21 protein-coding genes, 1 tRNA gene and 3 pseudogenes are annotated in these 26,857 nt (G+C 62.5%); 12 read left to right on the top strand and 13 right to left on the bottom strand.

Features of this window, described 5'->3' with window-relative positions:
* On the bottom strand, positions 1-447 hold a 447-nt coding region (locus NHG85_RS04480; RefSeq protein ID WP_253330215.1), incomplete at its 3' end, for a GTPase.
* Between the two features lie 158 nt (positions 448-605).
* On the opposite strand from NHG85_RS04480, the gene NHG85_RS04475 reads away from it, so the two are divergent.
* Together NHG85_RS04475 and NHG85_RS04470 are read left to right on the top strand one after the other, a co-directional pair.
* Positions 606-682 (top strand) — tRNA-Met (locus NHG85_RS04475).
* A 181-nt stretch (positions 683-863) separates the two neighbouring features.
* Entirely contained in the window at positions 864-1,139 is a 276-nt protein-coding gene (locus tag NHG85_RS04470) for a hypothetical protein (RefSeq protein ID WP_253330213.1), read from the top strand.
* A gap of 57 nt (positions 1,140-1,196) precedes the next feature.
* On the opposite strand, the pseudogene NHG85_RS19810 reads toward NHG85_RS04470, so the two are convergent.
* From NHG85_RS19810 to NHG85_RS04445, 4 genes and pseudogenes are all read right to left on the bottom strand, one after another.
* Positions 1,197-2,252 (bottom strand): annotated as a pseudogene (locus tag NHG85_RS19810) (recombinase family protein); the annotation flags it as partial.
* A gap of 224 nt (positions 2,253-2,476) precedes the next feature.
* Positions 2,477-2,881: a hypothetical protein gene (locus NHG85_RS04455; protein ID WP_253330208.1), complete on the bottom strand. Its 405-nt coding sequence runs from the start codon at positions 2,879-2,881 to the stop codon at positions 2,477-2,479.
* 78 nt (positions 2,882-2,959) lie between these two features.
* Positions 2,960-3,325 (bottom strand): hypothetical protein, encoded by a 366-nt coding sequence (locus NHG85_RS04450; protein WP_253330206.1) that lies wholly within the window; start codon positions 3,323-3,325, stop codon positions 2,960-2,962.
* A 307-nt stretch (positions 3,326-3,632) separates the two neighbouring features.
* Entirely contained in the window at positions 3,633-4,787 is a 1,155-nt protein-coding gene (locus tag NHG85_RS04445; protein WP_253330204.1) for a RepB family DNA primase, read from the bottom strand.
* An 864-nt stretch (positions 4,788-5,651) separates the two neighbouring features.
* Between NHG85_RS04445 and NHG85_RS04440 the strand changes: the two genes are divergently transcribed.
* Positions 5,652-8,000: a hypothetical protein gene (locus NHG85_RS04440; protein WP_253330197.1), complete on the top strand. Its 2,349-nt coding sequence runs from the start codon at positions 5,652-5,654 to the stop codon at positions 7,998-8,000.
* A 481-nt stretch (positions 8,001-8,481) separates the two neighbouring features.
* Positions 8,482-8,823, top strand: a pseudogene (locus NHG85_RS19805) (DNA-binding protein); the annotation flags it as partial.
* Positions 8,824-8,968: 145 nt separating this feature from the next.
* Here NHG85_RS19805 and NHG85_RS04430 read toward each other — a convergent pair.
* The gene (locus NHG85_RS04430) at positions 8,969-10,189 is read right to left on the bottom strand and encodes a MobA/MobL family protein (protein WP_253330193.1); all 1,221 of its coding nucleotides are present in this window, start codon (positions 10,187-10,189) and stop codon (positions 8,969-8,971) included.
* Positions 10,190-10,379: 190 nt separating this feature from the next.
* On the opposite strand from NHG85_RS04430, the gene NHG85_RS04425 reads away from it, so the two are divergent.
* The 5 genes from NHG85_RS04425 (at position 10,380) to NHG85_RS04405 (ending at position 13,518) form a co-directional block, all read left to right on the top strand.
* Positions 10,380-10,676, top strand: coding sequence for a hypothetical protein (locus tag NHG85_RS04425; RefSeq protein ID WP_253330191.1), 297 nt, complete (start codon positions 10,380-10,382; stop codon positions 10,674-10,676).
* A gap of 150 nt (positions 10,677-10,826) precedes the next feature.
* Positions 10,827-11,564, top strand: coding sequence for a helix-turn-helix domain-containing protein (locus NHG85_RS04420; protein ID WP_253330189.1), 738 nt, complete (start codon positions 10,827-10,829; stop codon positions 11,562-11,564).
* A 2-nt stretch (positions 11,565-11,566) separates the two neighbouring features.
* Positions 11,567-11,794, top strand: a complete 228-nt coding sequence (locus NHG85_RS04415; protein WP_253330187.1) for a hypothetical protein — start codon at positions 11,567-11,569, stop codon at positions 11,792-11,794.
* Positions 11,795-11,908: 114 nt separating this feature from the next.
* Complete coding sequence (locus NHG85_RS04410; protein WP_253330185.1) at positions 11,909-12,301, top strand: NotI family restriction endonuclease; 393 nt, start codon at positions 11,909-11,911, stop codon at positions 12,299-12,301.
* Positions 12,302-12,381: 80 nt separating this feature from the next.
* Positions 12,382-13,518: a DNA cytosine methyltransferase gene (locus NHG85_RS04405; protein WP_253330183.1), complete on the top strand. Its 1,137-nt coding sequence runs from the start codon at positions 12,382-12,384 to the stop codon at positions 13,516-13,518.
* Positions 13,519-13,652: 134 nt separating this feature from the next.
* On the opposite strand, the gene NHG85_RS04400 is transcribed toward NHG85_RS04405, so the two are convergent.
* A complete protein-coding gene (locus NHG85_RS04400) occupies positions 13,653-14,504 on the bottom strand; it encodes a NotI family restriction endonuclease (protein ID WP_253330181.1) in 852 nt (283 codons plus the stop codon).
* 653 nt (positions 14,505-15,157) lie between these two features.
* Here NHG85_RS04400 and NHG85_RS04395 point away from each other — a divergent pair.
* Positions 15,158-15,962, top strand: a protein-coding gene (locus tag NHG85_RS04395) for an IS5 family transposase (protein WP_253330179.1) whose coding sequence is annotated in 2 segments (ribosomal slippage) — positions 15,158-15,489 and positions 15,488-15,962 — 807 coding nt in all. Because the reading frame shifts where the segments join, the coding sequence is not laid out codon by codon here.
* 331 nt (positions 15,963-16,293) lie between these two features.
* On the opposite strand, the gene NHG85_RS04390 is transcribed toward NHG85_RS04395, so the two are convergent.
* Both NHG85_RS04390 and NHG85_RS04385 read right to left on the bottom strand, forming a co-directional pair.
* Complete coding sequence (locus NHG85_RS04390) at positions 16,294-19,305, bottom strand: ExeM/NucH family extracellular endonuclease (protein WP_253330177.1); 3,012 nt, start codon at positions 19,303-19,305, stop codon at positions 16,294-16,296.
* 560 nt (positions 19,306-19,865) lie between these two features.
* On the bottom strand, positions 19,866-22,142 hold the full coding sequence (locus tag NHG85_RS04385) for an adenosylcobalamin-dependent ribonucleoside-diphosphate reductase (RefSeq protein WP_253330175.1): 2,277 nt from the start codon (positions 22,140-22,142) through the stop codon (positions 19,866-19,868).
* A 201-nt stretch (positions 22,143-22,343) separates the two neighbouring features.
* On the opposite strand from NHG85_RS04385, the gene NHG85_RS04380 reads away from it, so the two are divergent.
* Positions 22,344-22,766, top strand: a complete 423-nt coding sequence (locus tag NHG85_RS04380) for a DUF1489 family protein (protein ID WP_253330174.1) — start codon at positions 22,344-22,346, stop codon at positions 22,764-22,766.
* Here NHG85_RS04380 and hisG read toward each other — a convergent pair.
* Genes hisG through hisS form a run of 3 tightly spaced genes read right to left on the bottom strand, consistent with a single transcriptional unit; the run spans position 22,763 to position 26,048 of the window.
* Complete coding sequence (gene hisG, locus NHG85_RS04375; protein ID WP_253330172.1) at positions 22,763-23,452, bottom strand: ATP phosphoribosyltransferase; 690 nt, start codon at positions 23,450-23,452, stop codon at positions 22,763-22,765. The genes NHG85_RS04380 and hisG overlap by 4 nt on opposite strands.
* Positions 23,449-24,540: an ATP phosphoribosyltransferase regulatory subunit gene (locus NHG85_RS04370; RefSeq protein ID WP_370362971.1), complete on the bottom strand. Its 1,092-nt coding sequence runs from the start codon at positions 24,538-24,540 to the stop codon at positions 23,449-23,451. The genes hisG and NHG85_RS04370 overlap by 4 nt, the downstream gene beginning before the upstream one ends.
* A complete protein-coding gene (gene hisS, locus NHG85_RS04365) occupies positions 24,540-26,048 on the bottom strand; it encodes a histidine--tRNA ligase (protein ID WP_253330168.1) in 1,509 nt (502 codons plus the stop codon). Before hisS ends, NHG85_RS04370 begins: the two co-directional genes overlap by 1 nt.
* Before the next feature lie 105 nt (positions 26,049-26,153).
* Here hisS and NHG85_RS04360 point away from each other — a divergent pair, with 105 nt between their 5' ends.
* The gene (locus NHG85_RS04360) at positions 26,154-26,348 is read left to right on the top strand and encodes a SlyX family protein (protein WP_253330166.1); all 195 of its coding nucleotides are present in this window, start codon (positions 26,154-26,156) and stop codon (positions 26,346-26,348) included.
* Positions 26,349-26,351: 3 nt separating this feature from the next.
* On the opposite strand, the pseudogene NHG85_RS04355 reads toward NHG85_RS04360, so the two are convergent.
* A pseudogene (locus NHG85_RS04355) lies at positions 26,352-26,857 on the bottom strand (hypothetical protein); the annotation flags it as partial.

Raw genomic sequence — 26,857 nt, 5'->3', positions numbered from 1 at the left:
CTGCGTCGCCGCGCGCGCGCGAAAGCGCGCCTGCGCATCGGGCACCTCGGCCGCGGCCGTGTGCAGCACAATGACCCGGATGCGCGGCTTGCGCCGCCTGACCTCGCGCAGCGCCGCTTCAAGGTCGGACTGCGCCGGATCGTCGAGCCGCGCCATGGCGAGGATCGCGTGGCTGCGCGCTTCGCATTGCGCGAGATCCTCGGCCGCGTCATAGCCCGCCTCGCCCAGCCCCCTCGTGTCGAGAAACCGCATCAAGGGCCGATCGGACGGAAAATCGAACACCGCGGCGCTGCGGGTGCAGGGCGCGAAGCCCGAGCCCAGCTCGATCTCATCGAGCCCCGTGAGCGCCCGCACGAGCGAGGATTTCCCCGCCCCTGTCCGCCCCAGCAGCCAGACCACGGGCAGTGAAGTCGCGCTTTGCTGGGTATCAATGGCGGGATCGGACATGCGACGAAGAGGCCTCTGGCAGGGATCGGAGAGGACACTCAAGCACGCGCCTCATGCCACGACAACGCCCCGTCCCGCCCCCCGGTTCGCGGATGCGATTTTTCGCGGTTTTCGGCTTGACGCCCCTGCCTGCCTGTCATACTTCCAGCCTCGCTTCAGGCGGAGTAGCTCAGTTGGTTAGAGCAGCGGAATCATAATCCGCGTGTCGGGGGTTCAAGTCCCTCCTCCGCTACCATCGCACCCCCCACTTGAAAATTAGGGTTCGAGATGAGGGCGCTCAAGCGCCCCCTGATCTCGACGGGAACTCCATCGCCCTCGGGCCGAGAGACGATGATTTCCGACACCAGGGACCGAACTGCATCCCGCGCGTTGTTGTCGGGCTTTCCATCCGCGGAGATGAGCGATGTCACCAAGTCTTGCAGGGCAGACGCATAGCGCGCCGGTGTGACCGGATCGAAAACTACGGCCTCATCGGCTTCATCCAAGGCCGCAAGCTCAGCCTCTGCTGCGCGAATACCTTTCTTCGCTTCAAGAAGCTTCGCCTCGCCATCATCGCCGTCCAGGACGCCACGCTCGTAGAGGTTCAGACGACGCTCGAACAGATTGCGTGCTTCTGCGACCGCGCGCTGGAGCTTGCCGTGATCCGCCTTGCCCGAGTCGGCCAGACCCTTCCGCTCCTGATCGTAGGCTGAAATGTATTCCTCGATATAGGCGGGATGCAGAAGGTGGTCGTGGAGGGTTGAGAAGATCTCGTCCTCAATCTGATCCAGGCGAAACTTCCCGGAGTTGTCGCAAGACCCGCTCTCGCGAGACGTCGAGCACGCAATTCGGATCGCATTTCCCTTGCGGTCATGGATCGCCATGCCACCGCCGCAACAGCCGCATTTCAAAAGACCGGAGAATGGGCGAGCGGGCGTCCGGGTCGACCTCCCGGCCGACTTTGCTTGGGACTGCTGCGAGAGCCGCTCTTGGACAGCGTCCCAGAGATCCTCACCGACGATCCGCAGGTGCGGCACCTCAGCATATTTCCAATCCTCGCGAGGCTTCACACGGCTGACGCGCTTGCCGGTAGCTGGATCGAGCACCATCCGCACCCGGTCCCAAACAAGAACGCCGGCATAGATGGCATTGCGAAGGATGCCGTAACCCCGATCGGCGCTGCCGTTCAGGGTAGAGGCGTTCCACTTTGTGCCCCTCGGCGGCAAGATACCTTCTGCGTTGAGATCGTGGGCGATTTGCCGAGGGGAAGTCCCCTTTGCATACTCATGGAAAATCCTCCGGATCACATCAGCTTCGTGCTCTTCAACCTGAAGCTCGCCCGGTTTTCCAAGGATCGGGGAGTAGCCATAGGCCTTGCCGCCAGCGCTCAGCCCTTCGCGGATGTTTCCAACCATACCACGATGAATCTTTTCACGGAGATCCTTGAGGAACAGCGTGCCCATAAGGCCGCGCACGCCAATCTGTATCTCGCTTTGCACACCTTCGTTGGCTGAAATGATGTCGATCTCGCTGAAGCGCAGAAGTTTCGAAACCTGGTGGAGATCACCGGAATCCCGACTAATGCGATCGACGCACTCGACCACGACAGCATCGAAGCTTCTGCTGCGAGCCGCTTCCAGAAGCTGAGCGAGACCGACACGCCCGATGAGTGTCTCGGACGACATGGCGCGGTCCTCGAATACCGCGACTTCGCCATAGCCCTCGCGTTTCAGGTAGCTTCGGCAGAGCTCCACTTGGTCTTCAATGGAACGGTCCGATTGGAGCGCGGTCGAATAACGGGCGTAAATTGCGGCACGGCGGCGCATTCTGTCTTTTCCTTCGCGTCTTGTCGGGCGGCTTTGCGTGCCATAGCCCTGACGAGTTCCAACATGTCCGGATCCCCTGGACCCGATGCATAGAAACTGGTCTTCTTATGGTGGGTTCGACGCCCGGTTTGACTCGCACTCTCGTAGGACATTGCTGCTCGCTTCCTCTGGTTGCGAGCGGGAAGTCAGATTGTCATGCGAGCCTCTGAACTGGGTTTGAATCCTCAGCCTGCTGGGGGAACCTGCTGGAAACCGCTAACCAAAGCACTGCCCGCACGGCGATCCATGAGGGCGTCCTGCGCCACCTGTAGTTCTCTGAGGCGGTCCAGTAGTCGCCCCACCGCGTGCCAGATCCGATCAGCCACAGCGCGTGCACGGGAACCCGCCTCGGCGGCGTCATAGGCATCTCGCAGGAGCGATCGCTGAGCGCTCAGCACGTCTGCCAGCTCATCGAGAATGTAATCGCCTTTGCGCGGGTCGGCTGCACGTTCAGCAAGACGCTGGATATAGGCCCGAGTAGTCTCATCTATGCTCAGGCCTTGAAGGTGTGATTCGTTTGCCATCCAGAGCGCTGCGAAGATTCGACCGGCAGTCACGTAGTCTACGGCAAGTTTCTCGATGCTATCCATCATGGATCCTCGAGTAATGGGCGCCCCTCCATGGAGCGCCTGACAAGCCGCCAGGCTCGCGTGGCCTGGCGGGAAGGCCTATGCGACTGCTGGAACTCGCACGGCGACTATAGGGAACTTGGCGAGCAGATCTCCCAGCTGCTCGCTAAGGAGGCAGATCTCATCGACGGCTGACCATTCCGGGTCGATCGCAGCGAAATAGGCAGCTTCGGGCCGGCTCTGGTCATGAACGTGCTTGAGTGTGAGCAGAGCATGCAGCTTGTCCAGCTCTCGGCGCATTCTGCGTGTGACGACCGGGGTAGTGTTCAGATCCTCGATGATCCGGCCAGTCATCCGTGCCGCCGGTGGGCCACCGAGTAGAAGGGCTGCATTCTGCAGGGCCTCCGAATGGGTCGTTACGAACTGCTGGAGAGGGTTGATAAGGGGAATCCGTAGGTAGAACATGTGTGAAACTCCTTGGGGAGAGCGCCGCGGGATTGCGAACGACAAGATGTTCCTGTTTGGCCTGTCTCATTTCGTCATCGGCCCTGAGGTCAGCGGGTTCCTGATTGCCAGCCTCTCATGGAAGGGAGGGTGGCACTCAGGAAGTCGGTGGCCTTGCCGGTAGCCCTTCGCCAGACCTCTTTGCCCTTCGCTCGACATGTCGGTCGCCGTTGGCCGTTCTTGGCTTATGTCTGTTCTTTGGGGCCAAGGAGCTTGTTATCATCCCTACCCGGCCCCTCTCGGGAAGGGCACCAGATTGGCTACGCCCCTACAGCGGTGACGGACCTGTCCGCGGTCGGGAGGCGGCAAACTCGGCAAGCCGGCCTGCCTTCTTCAGTTCGTAATACTTGGTTTTCCCGATCCCCAGATCTTCCCAAGGCTTGTTGCGCTCCGCCGAATTCAGCTGCAGCCACCGGGTTCGGGACATGGCGCCGTTCCTTGCCCTCCGTGCCTCGCGTTTTTTCGCCCTCTTCAGTTCACTGGGCACGAGAAAGCGATATCCTGCGCGCTCTGCATCGGCGGTCGTGATGTCGAGCCTCTCAGCCATCGTCGAGCCAGCATAGTTATAGCGATGCGCCGGATCCTCGGACTGGCGAACCGCCTGCCGAAGGAGTGGCTTGATTTCCCGGTATGTCAGTCCCGGCGTCGTCAGCTGGGCGGCTCGCAAGATGTCCTCCTCGATATCCAGCACGTCTGGATCGTAGGTCAGACAAGTTGCGTAGAAGTGCAGCCAGAGGGCACGCCACCCTTCCGGGATGGTCCCGCCGCACATTTCGGCAAAGGATTCCAGTTCTTCCTTGAGCACGCGAAAACGTTCGCGGTGCGTCACTCCCCGGGGCATGGCCCTTGATCCAAGCGAAGTGCTCTTCGATTCCTGCTCGCGCCGCCTCTCTTGCAGCTGAGCACGCGTTGGCCGGCCAAGCGCTACGTAGATCTGGTCGGACAAGGTGTCGAAGTCGTATCGAGTTCCTGTTCCGAGGTAGCTCTGGACGATCTTCCCGGACTTTTCGTTGCGAGTTCCCGGGAGGCGGAAGACCCGAACGCTGTCGGAGCAGGATCGATCTGGCCCGAATTCTGTCGCGCAGTCCATGAGCGCCCTGAGCGCACCCCGCCAGCGCTCAGCTGCTTCCGGCGGGAGCTCATTGATCAACCAGATCGCGGCAAGCCCACGCCCCGTGTGGGTCCAGATCGACGGGAGCGGAAGGCCGATAAAGTCAAGATGCAGGATGACTGCCTCGCGCACGAGATGGGGGGGCGATCCCCGCCAGACGGGTTTGGCATGGAAATCAAGATCCAGAAACAATGCATTCAGTGCTGCGAGGCGTGGCGACTCGCCCTTGCTCAAATGGAAGCGATTAAGCGAGAGGAGCGATTTCGTCTCCTCGAAGATCGAGAGTGTCGTGATGATGGTCTCGGGGTCCATGCAACGCCGAAAGTCGGCATTCTCGAGCTTCGTAAAAACCAAGGGGATACCACGGGACCCGGAAGGATGTAATAACCGGATGTGTTCCTCTGGCGAGAGAGGCACGAGGGAGGCGGTGTGCGGGGCGAATTCGCTGGATTGGGTCTCTTTCATCCGAAGAAGTTGGTTTCGGATCGGAGATATGAGAAACTTCTGAAGCGTAAGTTTGCGCCCCTAAAGGGGACGCAAGAGGCGGAGCTTTATTGATCGATTATTTCGTAAGTTGGTTTGTTGGCCCACCCACAACCCAACTAACTAACTAACTAACTAACTAACTAACTAACTAACTAACCAACTAACTAAATAAATAATTAACTAATTTCCGAAGCAAAATACGGCAAACCGCTTTTGCCTTCGAAATCACGAATTCAGAAGCCAAGCAGAAGTCCATGTCTTTCTGTCGGCGGATCATGAAAATAATAAAAGGATAACGGAAGCACCTGTTGCATCGAACTTTGTGCTTCGCCGATACGCCACCAAAGACGTCGATCGCATGACTTCGAGAGACTAAATCACGAGATCAAGACCATGACAGCGGCATTCTCGGGCATGAGAGTGCCCTATAGACCCAATTCAACAGCATTGCGATCACGCTCCCAGGAATTGCAGGACCGACCTCAGGAGCAGGGCTGATGCGAAGCGAAACGCCTTCTTCTGACAGTCCCTCACTGAATGCCGAAAACGGCCTGAACTATTTTCAAAGGATGCCAAGTGTTGCAACGCGGAACGCGCAGGGCATACTTTGCTTTTCTCTCGATTGCGGTCAACGCGAGAGTTTTCCATGAACGGTTGTAACTTCGTCCAGCGAGACGCACTGTCGGTGGCATGACCGATGATCCCGCTGCACCGCCCATTGTCCGCCCCGTCGATATCCTCTCGGGTCTTGGTGTTCTCGAGCGAGCCGAGATATGCCAGATTATCGCTCTTATAGAATGCGTAGATGGGCTTTTCCTCGCGAAAGGCGCTATAGCGGGCGTGGGTGCCAAGATCGGTCTCGAAACGGACGCGGCCGCCAAACACCTTCAAGCGGTCCAGGATGAGCTTGCTACATCGTCGGCCACCGATGCCGCCTTGCGCTTCCGCCTCTGGTGGCGACTGACCGAAGCCATGGCACTACCATCAGCCATGCCGCTTTCGAATAAATCTGCCACACGTTCGGCATCTGCTTTCGCCGTGCGCGCCGCCGAAAGATTGACGCCTTCGATCCGGGCACGCCACCGGAAGGCCAGCCGCGGAGCACCTGACGATGGCCTTGTGATGCAGATCGGTGAAAAAGCTAAAGAAAAGTGGGGTTTGGCCAAGGCCGCCGTCGTTGCGGAGCCGCCTCTGCCGTTTCCCGAGATCGTGGCCGCAGAGATGCTGGCACTACTCGCTGACGACGAAATTATCGCCACCGCCTCTCGGAACTCCGATCCCGAGATCGCAGAGGCGCTGCGGCAAGGACAGGCCCGAGCGCGCAATGCCTTGGCAGCAGGTGCGACTTGGGCGGCGTTTGCAGGCCTCGTCACCAATGCAGGCTTCCTTCCCTACATATTGGCCGCGCAACTCAGCGCGGTGATCCCGCTTGTCAGCGGCCCAGCCTTGGTTTCGTTGCTGGCAACCTTCATCAACCCCATAACCGTCTTCGCGGGCGTTGCCGCGCTCGGCTGGCTTGGAATGGGGCGTGGTTCTCGGGTCGTGCGTAGCCAGTTGGCATCGCGTTTGGGGGTGCTGATGGCCGCCCAAGGCGCGCACCACGGAGAGGCGGGGCTGGATCGCTTCCTCGCGGACATGCGCAATTTGGATCGCGAACCCACCGGTTCCTTCGGCTGGATGCCTGCGAAGGATCGCGCAATGATGCGTCGTGATATCAACGCTCTTCACGGTCGCTTGCTCGGACCGATGCCTGCTCCTGCAGGAACGCCGCCAGAACCGTGGTCGTCGAAGAAAATACCGACCGATATCGCAGATGCCATTGCCACGCTGGGCCTGACCGCTGCCGAGATGCTCTGGCACGCTGCCGCAATTGACCCTGACATCATGAAAGCGGCCGACTTCTCCCGCTCCGAAGACCTCGGTGATCCCATGGCCTTCGCCCTCAGCGCGGCTGACTTCCTGACTACCGGCGCCGGATGGTCCCTGCGGGGATACGCGGCCGAACGCCTCGTCATGGACAAGCTCCTTGCCGATGGACACGGCGTCCGCCTCGCGGAGTCGAGCAACACGCCCGGTCTGGATCTCATCGTCGACGGATCGCCTGTTCAAGTAAAATGCGGGACTTCGTTTTCCAACCTGACCGAGCACTTCGAGAAATACCCGAATATCCCGGTCATCGCCAATGCCACGCTTGCTGAGAAAGCGGTAGAAAGCGATGTGCCTTGGGCGCATCTCGTGACGACCCTTCCCGGATTTGAGATCGCGGCGATCGAGGAGCAGATCGCGGAGACACTGGGCCATGCCGTGGACTTGGCTGACCCGGATATTCTGCAGTTCGCGCTCTCCATAGGCGTGCTGCGTGGGGGCGTCGAGGTCGCGCGGGGACGAGTTCCCCTATCCGACCTTCCAGCTTGGCTCATTCTCGATGGTGCCTCGCGCGGCCTGCTCGCCTTCGCTGGCGGGAACGCCGGGGCCTGGTTCGGGCTGATCGCAATCGGTCCCGCCGGTGCCCTTATCCTCAGCCCTGCGATCGGGGCCGCAGCACTTCTCGGCAACAACGCTGTAAAGGGCTTTGCTCAGAAACAGCTCATGGCAGACTGGCACGAAGACCTCCAGCGAGCCGCTGAGGATCTCCATGAGAGTATTCTCGCGGCCTTGGATCGTCGCATCGTTTGGCTGGAAGAAAGATCTGGCACCTTTGCGAGGACTTCGTCGAAAACTGAGCTTGATGCTTGGATGGCCCGGCGGGCCAAGGATGATGTGATCGCCGCTCTGGAAGACCGCACGAGCCTCGATGCGTCTCGCCCGACCACCGAGGCCGATGCCATCCGGCTGTTGTTCGAAGCCCGAGCGATAGCGCCGGCAGATGCTGCAGTGCTTGAAAATGTCCGTAAAGTCGAACAGACGATCGCTCGAAAGCCGGGGCTAAAAGTGGTCATGATGCAAGCGGGGCGCCCGGCCAGCGACCTGCTGCGAACGCGTCTGAAGGAGCGATGGGTCAATCGCCGTCAGACGGAAAAAAATGAAGACGAGCCGTAGCCAGGTTTTTCGAGTATTTGGGCCCGCATGCGGAAAAGCATCGTTCTCCATGGCTATCGATGTCTTTCCGGGGGCGGGACGATGATCGAGGCATGGCGTCTTCACTACCAATCCGCGCTTCTTCAAGAATTTCTGGCCCAACTGCCGCTGGCGCAAAATGCGTTGAACTGACTGCCTCGCAATCGCAGTTTACCGCCCCAAGCCACGACATTGGTGCCCAGATCAGCCTTGCAGTTAGGTTGAAGCCAAACTGGGCAATCCAACAGGTGCAAGCCACCGAGGTGTATTCGCAGCACTCTTGAGACGTCCCGTTGAAGCAGCCGTCGGTGTTGCTCACAGCGAAACAACAACCATAGCGTGACCCAGGACACAGGCTCACCATGGCGTTCGCCTGCATGAGAGAAAGTTAGTTGGTTTGTTTTCGATTCTGACGACCGACCCAAGGTTCCCTTCAGAAGATTAGAACAAGAAAGGAACCATCATGCGCAAACCGACTTACACGACCGAAGATATTACCGCAGCCTACCAGACGCTGCGGCGGTCTCATGCCGTTGTGAACGCCAATCAAGTGAGGAATCTCTTGGGCGGTGGAAACCCCACCAGGATCCGGGAGGTCATTGAGGAGCTGGCCGAGAACGCCGCTGAAGCACAAGCCGATGCAGATCGAATCCGCATGGAAGAGCTGATCCCGGATCGCATCAGCAATCGTCTCGACAAGGCATTTTCTTTGCTTACTGGTGAAGTCCAGGCCTGCACGACTGACCTGATCACCGAGATCCATGAGGAGCATTCTCGCCAGTTGGCTCTTCAAAAGAGGGATCACGACCGGCTTGTAGCGGATCTTCGCAGCCGACTCGAAAAAGCAGAGTCGGATGCTAAGGAAACATGGACTCTCTTTGAGGAGGCCGAGGAAACCAATGAAGCATGGCAAGCGTGGGCCACAAACCTGGAGGGCAGCGAGCCTGCTACTAACGTGTGCGAGGGCCCCGCATCCGCTCCTTCCGCACCTTCAAAACCGGTTCAGGAAGTGGTGGATGGGGCGGCTCGTAGGTCTCTAAATCAACCTCTGAAGCGAACTCATCCGAAGCGCCCTCCCGGCAATCCCATCGTTCGGAAGCCGCGGCGGCAATAGCCCGCTGTAGAGCCGAGCCGCCCTTCAGGCTGTCAAACTGGGTCGAGGCCGCTACTGCGGTTTCGGCCTCTTTCGCGTTCTTGGCTTTCTTGAGAATTTCGGCTTCGATCCGAGCGCAGCGCTTGCGTTCCTTCTCCAGTTCTCGTGCGAATTTGCGGGCATCTCTCTTGCGAGCAGTTGAGCGCTCTCGCGCTCGCCGAATTGTCCAGTCCTCCCATAGCGCCTCATTCCACTCGTGCACGGCTTTCCGCTTAAGACCTGCATGGGTATCGTCTCCATCACCTTGCGCGATACGTCGGCGGCCGCGGGCATGCCTCTTCGGGCCGAGGTGCGCTTGGACACGCAGTCCCTCTGGTGCAACTCCCGCCTTCGCCTGGTCAGCATATGACCTCATGTCGATCCGCGCCGAACTGCCGATGTCGGCAAGAAGGGCGTTCGTTCGCTTCTGCCATTCGGCTCGAATGGCCTTTAGCTCCTCGGGACCAGTCTCCCGACCATCCAGGGATCGGGTCTTTGGTCCGAACTCTCCGGTATCAGGGTCGACCTTTCTCGTAGTGATCTGAATATGGGCGTGGAAATTGAGGTTTGTCCAATGAGGACGGAACAGGAGAGCCAAATTCTCCGGGCGCATCCCGCTTCTCTTCACGATCTTCCAGAATTTCTTCCCCGAAGCATCGTCGTTGAAAGACGGCGCATGAATCACTGATTGGACAGCTACGCCGTAGCTGTCACGTAGCCACAGGCTAAATCCTGTGACGAGCTGGACCTGCTTGTTGAGCGGTAGCTCAGCAGGCAGCGCCGGGCGAAGTTCCCGTGCTACGCGTGCGTTGCATCGGTTCTCAGCGCGCTCGGCCGCGTTCCAAAGGTCCTGAGCAGTTCCTTGCCAGCCAAAGAGACCGTTCCAGAGAAGCCCAGAACGGGACCGGTAGGTATATCGACGGCCACGTCTTTCATCGAAATAGGAAGACCGGGCACGATATGCGGCGGCGGCGACGGCGGAATGGCCATCGGCGCGCGAGTAAGTCGACATCGTGAGGACGCTGGCCGCATGGAGCATGCCTCGGAGGTGGCGCCCGATCTGCGAGATCGCTCCTTTAGCCCCGCCGGCGAGGCGCGCAGGCAAACCTAAGGTTTGCGTAACTGCGCGCTTGCCTACGGCAGACGGGGCCGAGGGGCGCCGCTGAAGTTTTTAGAGCGAAACCTTGGCGAAGCCCCTAACTCCCCCTCAGCATGAGAAGGATTTTTCCATGAAACCACCCGAGAAGAAGCGTGATCTCGATGCGCGCATCGAGGAAGCGCAAGCCAGGCTGAAAGACTTACGTGCGGTCGCTCGCAAGCAGGCCCGTCGGGACGAAACCCGGCGCAAGATTATCTATGGCGCGGCGATCTTGGAAATTGTGGCCCGATGGCGCGATGGCGAGGGAAAATCTGAGACAAAGAAGGCCGAGGAAGCCAGCAAAGCCGACCGCATGATGCTGGCCTTGCATAAGATGATCACCCGGGAGAGCGACCGCGGATTCTTGGGGATCGACACGGATGGCTGACACAGCCCTGCCAGAGATAACCCGAGTCCCAGGAATGCGGGCCACTTACGGGCTACTTGCAAGTCGACAGAGGGTAAGCATGGAATAGGAGACCGAAAATACAAGTTACTTACGGGTTCCTGCCGTCACGCAGGGAAGGGAAGACGTGCCATGATTAAGCCACTGATAACAAACGCCGAAAGGAAACGAACCGTGCAGATCAATGGCGATAAACTCCGGGGTCTCCGTGTAAAGGCAGGGCTGTCCCAAGTCCGTCTTCGCGAAAAGTCCGGGATGAGTGTGGAGACTATCTCCAGGGCCGAGAATAGTCCTGGCAATGGCGCCAGCTTCGAACTTCAGACCCTCAGCGATCTCGCTGAAGTCTTTGGCCTCACTGCGGGGGACATCATGATGCCTAAAGCCGGGGATGAGGTGTTCCTCCCGGCACCACAGCATGCAGGCGGCGTTGTAGTTCGGACGCCGAAGAGTTCGGCGCACAAGAACCTCCAGGACAAGGCGCAGGCTCGTGTGGCGATGGCCTCCGACGGTCGGGCTGAAAAACTGGGCCAGATGGCCACCGCCCATCAAACGAAAATGTGGGATACCGGCCTGCATGACGCCATGAACTGCGATGTCGATGCGCTCGACTATGGCCTGGTTCGGACGATCGAGGAGCGCACCCGCCCTTACCGGGAGGCCGCGGACCCCGAGAATGTCATCGCGATCTTCGATGATCTGAACAAGGTAGTCGGCTCGCCCTTCTGGCTGAACCATCCTGGTGAATGGGAATACAAGCTCGGCTTCATCGAGGGATTGCTAACCCTCTCGGAAGTCGGGGGTAGCCAGCGCGCGGCTCAGCCAGAACCGGAGGTGCCCTCCGTCACCCCCCTCTTTGTCAAAGGGGCGTAACGATGGCCAAGCTCCCTGACCCCCGTATCGAGATCTGCGCCAAGGCGCGCCTGATCGAGACCCACGCCCATGCACTCGCGGTCTTCGCGCGCCACCTCGCGGAAATTCGCGACCCCATTCTCCTCGAACCCGAGCAGTGGACGGGCCACTCGCAATCGTCGGACGCGCCCCTCAATGAGCTGTCGGGTGATGTGGACACCGTCATCAGCAAGGCACAGCACGCGGTGTAATGAATTGCCGGGCAGGCTCTGGGTCTGCCCGGCACGCATCGGTCAGGCGCTGGAGAGCGCTATCCCTCTTCCACATCACCGACCCAGACGAGATCGCCAATCTCATCGAAGCTCATGCCCAAGCCCAGCTTCCGGCGGCGAGCGAAGAAGGCCTCCTCCTCAGGGCCCGGTTCGCCCATGAGCCGGGTGAATTCCGCCTCCCAGATCGCGCTCTCCTCATCCGTCAGTTCGCTCGGTTCGGGCTTCGCCCCGAATGCGGTCGACGTCGCATTCTTCAAGTCCATGGGGAAGATGCACAAGGTCGATGACGTATCGAACTGCGATATTGTCTGGTGCCTGGTCGACTTCGAGCAGCAAGCCCTGGGCCTACCATACGAGCTCAAGGTGATCGATCCGTCGACCTACATTACACTCGGAGCGGCGATCGAGGGGCTCTCCGGCGGTGACGCGGTTTCTCTGCGCGAGTTCAAGAGCGACATACCAGACAAGATCGACGACGCGCCGTAGCGTCCATGTCGATAATGAATTGCCGGAATCCGTGATATCTGGTATCCGCAGAGAGAACAAAAGAAGACTCAGAGGGCGGCATGGGCGAGCAGCGGAAACTGACAGTAGTGGACCTCTTCTGCGGTGCCGGCGGGCTGACCGCCGGCTTGGAAATGGCCGGATTCTGTGTGCTGGCAGGTAACGATTGCTTCGACGCTGCCGGAAAAACCTTCGAGAATTCGCATGATCAAGCCACGTTCATCCCGGGTTCAATTCAGGATCTTTCGGCGAAGCGCCTGAGGGCGGCGACCGGCCTCAAGAAGGGCGAGTTGGACGTCCTGGCAGGGGGCCCCCCATGCCAGGCCTACTCGGTCTACAACCATCAACGCGGCATGCATGATGAGCGCTCCCAGCTTTTCCGGGAGTATCTTCGTGTCGTGGAAGAGATGCACCCGAAGTTCGTTGTCATGGAGAACGTCACGGGGATTTTCTCCGCCGGTGGCGGTGAGGCCCTGCAGGCCATTAAGGAAGAATTCGCGAAGCTGGGCTACAAGGTCCGAGAGCAGGTCCTACGTGCCGAGGACTACGGCGTGCCGCAGGAGCGCCGGCGGGTCGTCATCATCGGCAACCGTGTCGGTGCGCCGATCATCCACCCCGAGCCGACCCATGGACCTGGTCTGAAACCCTATGTGACGATCAAACATGCCATTGGAGATCTCCCCCTGCTCAAGAACGGGGAGAACCGCGGCACGTTGGAGTATGCTGCTGAGCCTCAAGGTGAGTTTCAGACCCTTCTCCGTGGCAATCGGACAACCGTAGAGAACCATGCGGCGCCTCGCTTGGGTCAGGTAAACATGGACCGTCTCAAACACATTCCGCCTGGCGGCAGCTGGCGCGATATTCCTTTCGAATTGCTTCCGGCAGGGATGAAGCGGGCGAAGCGATCGGACCACACCAAACGCTATGGTCGGATGACTTGGGATGGGCTCTCCTGCACCATTCTGACGAAATGCGATATCCATTGGGGCGCTTACATCCATCCCGAACAGGACCGCGCTATATCTGTTCGCGAGGCTGCCCGCTTGCAATCGTTTCCGGACAGCTTCGTATTTTCTGGCTCCAAAACTGAGCAATATGTTCAGGTTGGTAACGCCGTCCCGCCGCTCCTCGGACAGGCCATCGGACGAGCCCTGCTTGAGGCGATGGAAAATGCAGAAGTCGAAGAGACTGCGGCATAAACCATCTCGATGGAGAAAGGAGCGCGGCGCAAAACTGGATTCTTCGCGCTTGGACGAATGATTGATTGGTTGGATCTCGTTCATGCTCACTTCGCATGGCGCCACTTCGGCGGAGAGGCAAGCTTAGCTTAGGCTTACAGCTTTCTTTTCCGCGCCATTTCGGTCAACCTTTTTTTCAAGGTGTCCTCATAAACCCCAAGAGGCGGCAAGTTCTGCGGAGACACAAACGCGAAAGCCAGTTGCTCTACGGTAGTAGTAATCTCGGCAACGAACTCGATCGGTCGCTCTGGACCTGCCCAATTTTCAGCAAGTTGATACGAATGGAATGTTACCGTCCCGGGGCCCTTCGGATACTCCAGAAGAGAACCGCCGACCCGCGTAAGAATTTTTCTGAATACCGGATCCGGGAGTATGAAATATAGGCCATGCATCGCGAGTTTCTCCCGACGCAAGGCGTGCCCCTTATATATGAGCTGCGGAAGAATTCGTTTGGACACATTCTCCCAGTTGAACCCAGCCTTCGTCCAGCCCGGCTGTGGGTTCTGCCCGTGCCCCGGGTAGGGGTCCCCATCGTAATAGAACTTTGACGCATCTGAATATTTGTTTGTTGTATCGATAGTTTGCACTTCAACTGCGACGATCGATGTTGGATTGAGATTGCTATCAACTTTCGCCAGTAGAAAGTCGATCTTGAATGTTCCGCCGGCGTCAGCTTCTGAAGGCGCCTCGATGCCGACTTCGCCGCTATAGCCTTGCCCGAATACGACGATTTCGTTTCCTGTTAAATTTTTTTTGCGCCTCCGCTTCTCCGCCTCTTCGTCCGTGATCAGCTCGCAGAGTGGGCCGAAAGCCTCCTCGGCGACCCTTTTAATTACAGCGAAGTCTTTCGCGTAAAGTCTGTTGGGGCAAATGATGACAGGTGGCGACTTAGGGCCTTGCAACGCGCAGGCTCCTCCGCTTCGATTCTTCTTGCATTTGAGGTCCACAAATGGACACCACCTTAATTTTGAGTATTTCCTGCTTTCAGGCGACAGCGGCGTGAAGCCATGAAACTCTAATATTTTTGTAGGCACAATCTATCTCCACCATTTCCGGAGAATAGATCAAGATAATCACTCGGGTTCAATCCCTTAGCTGGAGGAAGGATGATTGCCCAGCCAGTCGATGGAGCCTTGCCGGCGATTAGCGGCTCCTCCACATTTGCGTCGCGCCCGTTGGATCTCAGCGCTCTGTAGGGGCGCGGGCCACCGACACCGGATGCAGGGCCCTGATCGCACGCCGTTATCTTGATGGAAACCGCTGCGGATCATGAAAGTCGTAGTCCACTCCTATGACGACCCATTGATCTATATGAAGCCGATTTGCGGGTCGCATGGTCCACGTTGCCTCATATTTCATTAGGTTTGGGCGCTTGTGGAACACCCCTACGGACTTCCGGTCATGGGGCACCCAAAGCATGAGAGTAGGTCGCCTACCCCGTGCAACAACCGACGCATCGAGATCGCACGCTTGAGTGAGGACGCAACGCAGAAAACAACCAGAATACAGTGTTGGGACGAGGGAAGTCACTTCATGCCAAAGGTCTGCTTCGCTTAGAGCGCCTAACGAAACCTATCCTTGTCTCGTGGATTCTCTCGGCATGAGACATGAGCTTGTGCCCGATGAGATGTGGACGGTGGTGGCGCCGCTGCTGCCGGAGGAACTGCCGAAGCCGAAGGGGGGTCGCCCTCGGGTGTCGGATCGAGATGCGCTTCGGGGGATCGTGTTCGTGCTGCGGACCGGCATGCCTTGGGAGATGCTGCCGCGCGAGGTGTTCGGCTGCTCGGGCATGACCTGCTGGCGGCGGCTGCGCGACTGGCAACAGGCGGGGGTGTGGGACCGGCTACACCGGGTGCTCTTGGAACGCCTCAACCGGGCGGGCGAGCTGGACTGGTCCCGCGCCTCCTTGGATGCCGCGTCCATCGGGGCAAAAGGAGGGCGAGATGACCGACCCGAACCCGACGGACCGTGGTCGTGCAGGCACGAAGAGGCACTGCTGCACGGACCGAAGGGGCACGCCGCTCGGCGTGACGCTGACGGGCGCGAACCGCCACGACAGCATGGCGATGGCGGCCACGCTCGACGCCGTGCCGGGGGTGCGCTCGGTCAAGCGCGGTCGCCCCCGCAAGCGACCCCAGAAGCTGCATGCCGACAAGGCCTACGATCACCGCCGGTGCCTCCGCGAATGCCGGGCGCGGTCCATTACCCCCCGCATCGCCCGGCGCGGTGTCGAGACCTCCACGAAGCTCGGGCGTCACCGATGGGTCGTTGAGCGGACCTTCGCATGGTTCGCGCAGTTTCGCAGGCTCGCCACCCGCTACGACCGCCGCGCCGACATCCACATGGCCCTCATCAAACTCGCCACAGCCATCATCTGCATGAACCAGATTAGGCGGTTTTGTTAGGAGCTCTTAGAGCCATAGGAACGGGGACGCGGAGTCGAAGAAGCTCTGCGGGATCGTCGAACCCTTATTCTGCAGAGGGTGATTGACTGGGGTGTGTGCCCAAGTCCCTCCTCCGCTACCAAGCATCCCGAAAATCCCAGACGTCTGCGCGAAGAACCGGTTTCTGTCTGCGGCGCACGCTGCGCAGCTGCGGCGGGCAGGCCTTGCCGATTCGACAGCCCTTTGCCCGCTGCCTTCTGGCCGCCATCTCGCGTCGCATCATGGCCGAGTTGCGACGCGAGATGTCTGTCCGTGGGGCCGGGGCGGGACTTCGCCCGCCCGGCGATCCGGATCAGGCGAACATCATCTGACCCTCGTTGATGAACGAAACATCGGCGAGGTCATCGACGAACTTCAGGAAGATCATGTCGCCGTCGCCCGCCAGGGTGATCTTCAAATGGTTGCCGGCATGGTCCGTCCCGGCGATGCGTGCGCCACCGAGGTCGATCTCGTCGAGGCCGATCTCGTAATCGGAGATCATGTCGCGTTCGCGTCGGCCATTCGAGGTTTCGGCCCCGAAGACGAAGCGGTCTGCATCCGCGCCGCCGCTCATCTTGTCGTTGCGCCCGGCCCCGCTGACGATCAGGTCGCGCCCGTCGGTGCCCACCAGCTTGTCGCGTCCCGCCGTGCCGCCGGCGAGAAGTTCGAAGGTCGGCGCGAGGTCGAGCCCGACGAGGATGGGATCGTGATCCGAGGCGCGGTAGGCGTTCGCCTCGTAGAGGTCGTTGCCCGAAGGCTCCACCTCGAAACTCCTCTCACCCGGGTCGAGGATGTCGTCGTTGTAATCGAACAGCGGCACCTCGTCGGCATTGATGTGCCAAGCCGTCGCCCCGGTGACCTGCCCGGCAAGATCGAGATTGGCCATCGCGTAGTCGAGCGTGCCGAGCTGCCCGTCGAAGAGGTAGCTGTAGGCGCCGTCGCCTGCGTTTGCCGCCAGCAGGTCCACGTAATCATCCGCCGTGCCGGCGCTGTCGTCCGCGCCCTGCCGGATCGTCTCGATCGGATCTTCGCGCGCATAGGAGTTCAGGTCGCCGAGGATCAGCTGGTCCGCGTCACCCGAGCCAGTCGGATCGGTGGCGAGCCAGTCGACCAGCGCCGCGGCGGCATCGGTGCGGATCTGGTCGTTGTTGCCCGCGCCGTCCCCGGTTCCCGCGTCACCCTCGAAGATCGACCCCTTGGACTTGAAATGGTTGACGCTGGCCGTGAAGGTGCCGGTCGTCTCGATCTCCTCGAAGCTCTGGGCGAGCGCGGGACGGTTCGCCCCGTCGCGGAACCGCGCATCGACGGATTCGTCGAGGATCGCGTAATCGCCGACGGGCCGAACCTCGGTCTGATCGTAGATCAGCGCCACCTTGATCGCGTCCGTGCCGATCACCCCGGTATCGACATAGGCATAGGTCTCGGTGCCGAGCCGGGCGTTGAGCGCATCGACCAGCGCCGCGGTGGCCTCGCCGTCGTCGTTCTCGATTTCAAGAAGTCCCACGACCTGCGCATCGAGCTTGACCAGCGCATCGACGATCTTGTCGGTCTGGCGCTCCAACTCGGCGGCGCTGTTGGCGCCCCGCGGGCTTTGCCCCGTGGCCGTCATGTTCGTTCCATCGTCTAGCGTGGTGAAGTAGTTCAGCACGTTGAACGACGCGGCCTTGAGCGTGCCGCCGACATCCTCGGGCGTGTCGGTGCGCGTGTTGACCGGGGTGAAGGTGACCGGGTCGGCCTCGGTCGGGCGCAGGCGCCAGGCATCGGTGCCGCCCGAGCCTGCCCAGGACCAATGCAGCACACCGGTGAGATCGGTGGCCACATCGCCGCCGCGGACGTAATCCTCGCCCTGCACCCCGGTCGAGAGACCGCCCGGCTGCGGATGAAAGATCGTGCCATCCGCTGTCGTCGCGTTCTGCGTGTTGTTGCCATCGTCGAGGATGATCCGGCGGCTGGCCAGATCCTCGAGATGGGCCGCATAGCCCTCTTCGTCGGGCGCGTTGAGCTGGGTGAACTGGTAGGGACGCTCGCCTTCGTAGAGGGTGATCTGCCCGAAGCGGGCCAGCTGGAAATATTCCGAGACGACCATGTCCTGCGCGAAGCTGACCTTCATGCCCTCGAATTGCTCGAGCGCGGTGATGTCCTCGTTGCCGCCGTAGGCGGAGCGCTCGATCACCGCCACGTCGATCAGCCCGAGGTTGTTGCCTGCATCGACGATTTCGATATCGGCCCCGCCCAGCTCGGCGCTGAGCTGGGTCATGCCGAAGCGCTCGCCCACCGTGCCGGTCACCGACACGAGCTGTCCCTCGGCAAGGTCCGAGGCGTCGGGGGCATAGACGAAGATACCTTCGGAAGAGCTCGCGTCATCGTCGCTGTCGCTGGCCTCTTCCTGCATAAAGAAGCCGTCGAGATCGGGGAAGACGGCCGTGATAACGCCTTCGATGCGCTGCTGCGTACCGTCGAGCGGCGAGCTGCCGGCCTCGCCGAACCTGCTGACGGTCTGCGTCTCGGGCGTACCCTGAATGGCCGAGATCAGCACCGTCTCGGACCCTTCGGGCTCCGGCTCGGGCTCGGGCGGTGTGCCCAAGGTGGTCCCGGTCAGCTGAATATTATCGAACCGGTTGTTGCCCGAGGAGGTGGTCGCTCCATCGATCGAGAACCGGATGACCGCGTCGGAAGCCCCGTCGAGCAGGCTGCCCGCATCTGCCGTCGCCAGCGTCCAGTTCGAGGTGAGGCCGCCGGTCGCGGCATAGGCTTCGACGAAGGTCAGCCCGCCATCGGTGGAGACCGAGACGGTGCGGCTGTCAAAGCCCGAGCTGGTTCCGCGATTGGCCCATGAGATGTCGATATTGCTCCAATCGGAGAGGTCGGCATGGATGTCGAAGAAGGCGCCGTTGTTGCCGCTGCCGGTCACACTCAAGGAGCCGCCGCCAAAGCTGCCCTCGGGCCGGTTCAGCCCCGTGCCATTAAACGAGCCCCAGTTATGCGTGGTGTCGGTGGCAAAGTTGTCGCCCTCGAGCCCGGTCACGTCGATATAGGCGCCATAGCCCGCGATGTCCGGCACTGTGCCGAAGCTGGGGTCGGCGCTGACAAGGGCACCTGCCCCAGCGCCGGTCACCGGAAACAGCGCATCAATGCCCGCAAGTTGCGGCGTGATCCCTGAAAGCGGGGCCGCGGGGTCGTAGAAGCCGTCGTCAAAGGCGTTGTTGTCGAGCATGTGGCCGTACTGCGCCCGTGCACTGGCATCAGCCGCGGTGCTGTTGAGCAGATCGCCGTCATTGTCCGTGTTGTTGAAGCTCCACCATGCCAGAAGAGTCTGTTCGCTCATGTCTCGGTTCTCCGTTGACATCCTCGGACCATGCGGCCCCCTGATACTCGGAAGTAGACGGGGCGGTTTGCCATGCGGCAAGAAAGCCGTGATTTCGCTTACGCGACGTTAGGATCCGGGGCGATGGCCGTGCGTCAGACGCTTGCCCGCGCTGCGCTGCCGCATCGAAGCCCTCTGACGATGGCGAGTTTTGCAAGACCTCGCGCAAAGGAATGCCACGGAAACCGAACGCTACCCCGATTGCGGCCCATTACGCCGGCCATGCTGCAGAATAGCAATTGCCTCACTTGGCCCTGCAGAACGGCGGTCCGCGCCAAACAGGTCAGGCGAGTCGATGCGCCGTGCATACAACCCGGTAAACTGCACCTCGGCGGCTCTGCGAACGATGGGCCGGAGGCGCGAAGGAATCGGCTGGCCGGGACACTGTCCGTCCTTGGCCGAAACGAGAATGACCCCGGCATGTCTGCCGGGGTCATCGACGAGTTAGATTGACGTGCGATTTTCGGGCTCAAGCCATCAATTCGCACTCATATGCTCATTTGGTACATTTACAGGCTACGTCACCCGCACTTCGAATGACCGCAGCTGCCGCAGGTCATGCAGCCCTCGACCATGCGCAGCTCGAAGCTGCCGCAGGAGGGGCAGGACTTGCCGCGGGGGGCGTCGAGGTTGACGACCTGCTGCTGCGGGTCCTCCTTGAGGCCTTGGCCCTCGCCGGCGAGGAAGCCCGTGGAGATCATGTGCTTCTCGATCACGCCGCCGATCGCGGCGAGGATCGAGGGCACGTATTTCCCCTTAATCCAAGCGCCGCCGCGCGGGTCGAACACGGCCTTCAGCTCCTCGACCACGAAGGAGACGTCGCCGCCGCGCCGGAACACCGCCGAGACCATCCGCGTCAGCGCCACGGTCCAGGCGAAGTGCTCCATGTTCTTGGAGTTGATGAACACCTCGAAGGGCCGGCGGTGGCCGCCGACGACGAGGTCGTTGACGGTGATGTAGATCGCGTGCTCGGAGTCGGGCCACTTCAGCTTGTAGGTCGCGCCCTCCAGCTCGGCCGGGCGGTCGAGCGGCTCGGACATGTAGATCACTTCCCCGCCCGTCGCCTCGGCGGGCGCGGATTTCGCCTCGGGCGCCTTGGCGGGCTCGGAGACCGACAGCACGGAGCCGGTGATGTCGTTGGGCCGGTAGGTGGTGCAGCCCTTGCAGCCCGTCTCGTAGGCTTCCATGTAGACGTCCTTGAACGCCTCGAAGGAAATGTCCTCGGGGCAGTTGATCGTCTTGGAGATCGAGCTGTCGATCCACTTCTGCGCCGCGGCCTGCATCTTCACGTGGTCCATCGGAGCCAGCGTCTGGGCGTTGACGAAGTAGTCGGGCAGCTCCTTGTCCCCGAACTTCTCGCGCCAGGCCTGCACGGCGTAATCCACGACCTCTTCCTCGGTGCGGCTGCCGTCCTTCTGGAGCACCTTGCGGGTGTAGGCATAGGCAAAGACCGGCTCGATGCCCGAGGACACGTTGCCCGCATAGAGCGAGATGGTGCCGGTGGGCGCGATCGAGGTCAAAAGCGCGTTGCGGATGCCGTGCTTGGCAATCGCGTCGCGCACGTCCTTGTCCATCTGCATCATGTTGCCGGTGGCGAGGTACTTCTTGGCGTCGAACAGCGGGAAGGCGCCCTTCTCCTTCGCAAGTTCCACGCTCGCGAGGTAGGAGGCGCGCGCGATGCGCTTCATCCAGGCCTCGGTCTGGGCCGCGGCCTCGTCCGAGCCGTAGCGCAGCCCGACCATCAGCAGCGCGTCGGCAAGGCCGGTGACGCCAAGGCCGATGCGGCGCTTGTTGCGGGCTTCCTCGGCCTGCGCCTCGAGCGGGAAGTTCGAGGCGTCGACGACGTTGTCCATCATCCGCACGGCCATGGCGACGAGGTCGTCGAGCTCGGCCTCGTCGAGCTTTGCACCGGCCTCGAATGCGTTCTTCACCAGCTTGGCGAGGTTGATCGAGCCCAGAAGGCAGGCGCCATAAGGCGGCAGCGGCTGCTCGCCGCAGGGGTTGGTGGCCGAGATGTCCTCGCAATAGCCCAAGTTGTTCATCTGGTTGATGCGGTCGATGAAGATCACGCCGGGCTCGGCCTGCTCATAGGTCGACTTCATGATCGCGTTCCACAGATCGCGCGCCTGCACGGTCTTGTAGACGCGGTCCTTGAAGACGAGATCCCACGAGTCGTCGGCCTTCACCGCTTCCATGAAGGGATCGGTGACCAGCACCGACATGTTGAACATGCGCAGCCGCGCCGGATCGGACTTGGCGGTGATGAAGGCCTCGACGTCGGGGTGGTCGCAGCGCATCGTTGCCATCATCGCACCGCGGCGCGAGCCGGCCGACATGATGGTGCGGCACATCGCGTCCCAGACATCCATGAAGGACAAGGGGCCCGAGGCATCGGCGGCCACGCCCTTCACCTCGGCGCCGCGCGGGCGGATGGTCGAGAAGTCATAGCCGATGCCGCCGCCCTGCTGCATGGTCAGCGCGGCTTCCTTCAGCATGTCGAAGATGCCCGACATCGAATCGGGCACGGTGCCCATGACGAAGCAGTTGAACAGCGTCACGGCGCGCGCCGTGCCGGCACCGGCGGTGATCCGGCCCGCGGGCAGGTAGCGGAAATCTTCCAGCGCGCCGTAGAACTTCTCCTCCCAATGCGCCGGGTCCTTCTCGGGCGCCGCGAGCGCGCGGGCGATGCGGCGCCAGCTGTCCTCGACCGTGCCGTCGATCGGCGTGCCGTCGCTTTCCTTGAAGCGATACTTCATGTCCCAGATCTGCTCGGCGATGGGCGCGGAAAAACGGGTCATGAGGGCGGTCCTTCGGCTTGATACATATCGGAAATTCAGAGGGGACTCAGGCCCCGACGGTAACCGTGGATATAGTGTATCATAGCATGATCCAAGCTACAGATTGTGTTTGACACAACCTTATCCACAAGAAATTGCGATCTTGCCACAACACGAAATCGGGAGTTGCAGCCCTGCCCCGCGGCTCCTAAGTCGTTAACCATGCTGCATCTCATCAAGCTTTCCGTCGGGACCGAAGACGTCTCGGACCTCGCGGCCTGGCAATCGGACCGGCGGGGCCAAGGCTCCGACGGGCTGCCGCGCCATGTCACCCGCATGTGGCCCAAGCGCGCCGAGGAGGTGCTGTCGGGCGGCTCGATCTACTGGGTGATCAAGGGCGTGATCCTGTGCCGCCAGAGGGTGATCCGCTTCGACGAGGTGGATCGCGGCGACGGCATCCGCCGCTGCGCCATCGTCTGCGAGCCGGATCTGAAACGCGTCGCCGCGACGCCCAAGCGGGCGTTCCAGGGCTGGCGCTACCTCAAGCCCGAGGATGCGCCACGCGACATCGCGCCGGGCCGCGAGAACGAGGACCCGCTGCCGCCCGCGCTGCAGGCGGCGCTGGCCGAGATCGGCGTCCTCTAGAGCCCGAGCTTGTCCTCGAGCGCGTCGAGCGTGGCGCGATGCGCGTCCGACCACGGCGCGGTGTTCGACTTGAAGAGCGTCGCCTGGCTCGAATGGATCATCCCGTCCGAGAGGATCTTCAGCCCGTTGGCGCGCAGGGTCTCGCCGGTGGAGGTGATGTCGGCGATCGCCTCGGCCGTCTCGTTGCGCACCACGCCCTCGGTCGCGCCCTGGCTGTCGACGAGTTGGTAGTCGGCGACGCCGTGCTCGCGCAGGAACTCGCGCGTCAGGCGATGATACTTGGTGGCGATGCGCAGCCGGAAACCATGGGTGCGGCGGAAGGCAGCGGCCACGGCGTCGAGATCGTCGAGCGTGTCGACATCGACCCAGGCCTGCGGCACCGCGATGATGAGGTCGGCGCCGCCGAAGCCCATATGCGCCAGCTCGCGCAGCCGCAGGTCCCAACCCGCGACCTTCTCGCGCACGAGGTCCGAGCCGGTCACGCCCAGATGCAGCCGCCCCGCGGCCAGCTCGCGCGGGATCTCGCCCGCCGACAGCAGCGCCAGCTCGACACCGTCGATCCCCTCGACCACGCCCGCATATTCGCGTTCGTTGCCGTTCTTGCGCAGGCTGAGCCCGCGCGCGCCGAACCAGTCGAAGGTCTTTTCCATTAGCCGCCCCTTGGACGGCACGCCGAGGCGGATCATGCCCGGCCCTCCCTGATCTGCACGACGAGCTCGGGCCGGATCACGCCTCCCACCGCCGGCACGGCGCGGCCCTGCCCCAGATGCCGGGTCAGCGCGTCGTAGCGCCCGCCGGTGGCCACGGGCGGCAGGTCGGCGCGGGTGGGCGACTGGAAGCCGAAGACGAAACCGTCATAATATTCGAGCGTGGTGCGGCCGAAGCTGCCCTCGAAGGGAAGCGCATCGACGTCGATCCCGCGCGCCGACAGCGCATCGAGCCGCCGGGTCAGCCCCGTCACCGCATCCGAGATGGCGGGCATGTCGACGGCAATGTCGCGCAAGGACGACAGCACGTTGGGCGCGGTCTCGCGCAGGTCGACGATCATGTCGATCAGCGCGGTCTCCTCCTCGCCCAGTGGCGGCGTTTCAGCCTCGGCGCGCAGCGTGGCTATGCGCGCCTCGATCTCGGCGCGGCTGCGCAGCCCGGGCAAGACATCGATCCCGGCAAGCGGGGCGTCGGCGGCAAGCAGCGCCGTCTTGTGCGCAGGCAGCGGCGTGCGCGCGCTGTAGCGGTCGAGCAGCGCCCGGAACCGGCGCGGCCGCCAGACATGGCGCAAGAGCGCGGCCTTGCGCGCTTCGGAGGTCCTGAGCCCGCGCACCGCCGCCATCAGGATGCCGATATCGCCGGTGGAGGGGCGCAGGTCGAGCCTGTCGAGCGCGCCCGCGATGGTGGCGAAGACTTCGGCATCAGCCTGCGCCGGTTCGCCGCCGAAGATCTCGAAGCCGGTCTGCAGGAACTCGATCGGGCGCGCCGGGTCGGTCTCCTGCCGCCGGAACACCTCGCCCGCATAGGTGTAGCGCGCCGGATCGCCGCCCTCGTCCATATGGGCGCGCACCACCGGCACGGTGAAGTCCGGGCGCAGCATCATCTCGCCCCTGAGCGGGTCGGCGGTGACATAGGCGCGGGCGCGGATGTCCTCGCCGTAAAGGTCGAGCAGCACGTCGGCGGGCTGCAGGATCGAGGTATCGACGGGCTGCGCGCCGGTCGCCTCGAAGATCGCCCGCAGCCGCTCCGCCTCGGCGCGGGCAGGCGCGCCCATGGGTCCGGGCATCATGAGGATTGGCCTTCGATCATCCCGCGCACCCGTGCCACCAGCTCATCCCGCGGCACCTCGATCTGCGAGGGGCGGTCCTTCCACTCCTCGAGCGTCGCGTCCTTCGCGATCTGTGCGCCCAGGATCAGGTCCTTGATCTGCACGACGCCGCGCTCTTTTTCGTCGCCGCCCTCGATCACCGCGACCGGGCTGCCGCGCCGGTCGGCGTATTTCATCTGGTTGCCGAAGTTCTTGGGGTTGCCGAGATAGACCTCGGCCCGGATGCCCGCCGCGCGCAGTTCCGAGGCCATCGCCTGGTAGTCGGCCATGCGGTCGCGGTCCATGACGGTGACGACGACCGGCCCCTGCGCCTCGGCCTCGCCCCGCCCCTTGGCGGCCAGCGCCGCGAGCAGCCGGTCGACGCCGATCGACACGCCCGTGGCAGGCACGGCCTGACCGGTGAAGCGCTTGACCAGATCGTCGTAGCGCCCGCCGCCGGCAACCGAGCCGAACTGCCGCGGGCGGCCCTTCTCGTCGAGGATCTCGAAGGTGAGCTCCGCCTCGAACACCGGGCCGGTGTAGTAGCCCAGGCCGCGCACGACCGAGGGGTCGATGACGACGCGATCAGACCCCATGCCCTGCGCATCGAGCAGCGCGGCGATGGTCGCGAGTTCTTCCACGCCCTCGGCCCCCATAGCCGAGCCGCCGACCAGCTCGCGCAGCCGCGCCAGCGTGGCTTCGGCGGTGTCCCGGCGGGCTTCCATGAAGCCCATGACCACCTCGGCCTGTTCCGCGCCGAGGCCCGCGCCCTTGGTGAAATCGCCCGACTCGTCGCGGCGCCCCTCGCCCAGCAGCATCCGCACGCCCTCGGTGCCCAGCCGGTCGAGCTTGTCGATGGCGCGCAGCACGATGCCGCGCTCGGCGGCGAACTTTTCCGGGTCGGAGGGGTCCAGCACGCCCGCCACTTCCATCACGCCGTTGAGAACCTTGCGGCTGTTCACGCGCACGATGTAGTCGCCGCGCGAAATGCCGACCGCCTCCAGCGTGTCCGCGAGCATGGCGCAGATCTCGGCATCGGCGGCGACCGAAGGCGCGCCCACCGTGTCGGCGTCGCATTGGTAGAACTGGCGGAACCGCCCCGGCCCCGGCTTCTCGTTGCGCCAGACGGGTCCCATGGCGTAGCGGCGATAGGGGGTGGGAAGGTCGTTGCGGTGCTGGGCATAGACCCGTGCCAGCGGCGCGGTCAGGTCGTAGCGCAGCGCCAGCCAGTCGCCGGGCTTCGATCCCTCGACATCTTCCTGCCAGGCAAAGACGCCCTCGTTGGGCCGGTCGACATCGGGCAGGAACTTGCCCAGCGCCTCGACCGTCTCGACGCCGCTGGTCTCCAGCGCATCGAAGCCATAGGCATGATAGACCTCGGCGATCCGGCGCAGCATCGCGGCGCGCGCGGTGACCTCGGCGCCGAAATAGTCGCGGAACCCCTTCGGCGTTTCGGCGCGGGGGCGGCGGATCTTGTCCTTGGCCATGGATCGTCCTTTCGGGAGCGGAGTCGCGCGGGGGCTTAGCGCGGGGCGGTCGCGGGGGCAAGCTTCGGGCTTGAAACCCCGGCGCGGCTGGTGTGTTTAGCGGGCATGAGCACACAGATCGACATCGAAGAGCGGCTGAGCCACCTGATCCGCACCGTCGACGACCTGTCGGACGTGGTGGCGCGCCAGGAACGCGAGATCGCGGTGCTGACCCGCCAGGTGATGCGGCTGACCGAGCGGGCGGAAGCGGATGCCGAAGGCTCCGTCACCCTGACCGATCAGCGTCCGCCGCATTACTAGGCTTCAGCCCTCGACACCCATCGCCAGCACGCGCCCGTCATGCAGCAGCATGTCGGCGTGGCTTCCACTCGCGCCGAAGGCGGCATAGGCGGTGAGAAAGCTGGTGTTGCGCGCGAGCCGGGCCGTGGCCGCGCCGCAGGGCTGGCCCTTGGCCGCACCGCAGATCTGCCGCTTCACCTCTTCATAGGCCCTCGCGATCGGCCCATGCGTCACCCCCGCGCCGTAAGCCGTCGCCTCATGCACCGCGACATCGCCGAACAGTGCCAGCGCCGCGGTGAACTGCCGCGCGCAGCCATCGTCGAAACCGGTAAGGTACTGCGTGCGCCGCGCGGTCGAGGTGGCGGCGCTGTCATAGAGCGTGAAGCCCGCCTCCGCAGCCACCGGCGTGCCCAACGCCCGCTTGGACAGGCCGCAGACCTTGGCGACCTCACCGAAGGGCAGCGTCGCGCCCGGCGCGACTTCGCGCGTGTCGGGCGGCGGCGTGGAGAGGCTGGCGCTGCCGCCGCCCA

This window comes from Limimaricola litoreus, assembly GCF_024159025.1.
In the GTDB taxonomy this organism is placed as follows: domain Bacteria; phylum Pseudomonadota; class Alphaproteobacteria; order Rhodobacterales; family Rhodobacteraceae; genus Limimaricola; species Limimaricola litoreus.
Note: the sequence above shows the minus strand (reverse complement) of the source record. Positions and strands in the feature narration are given on the sequence as shown.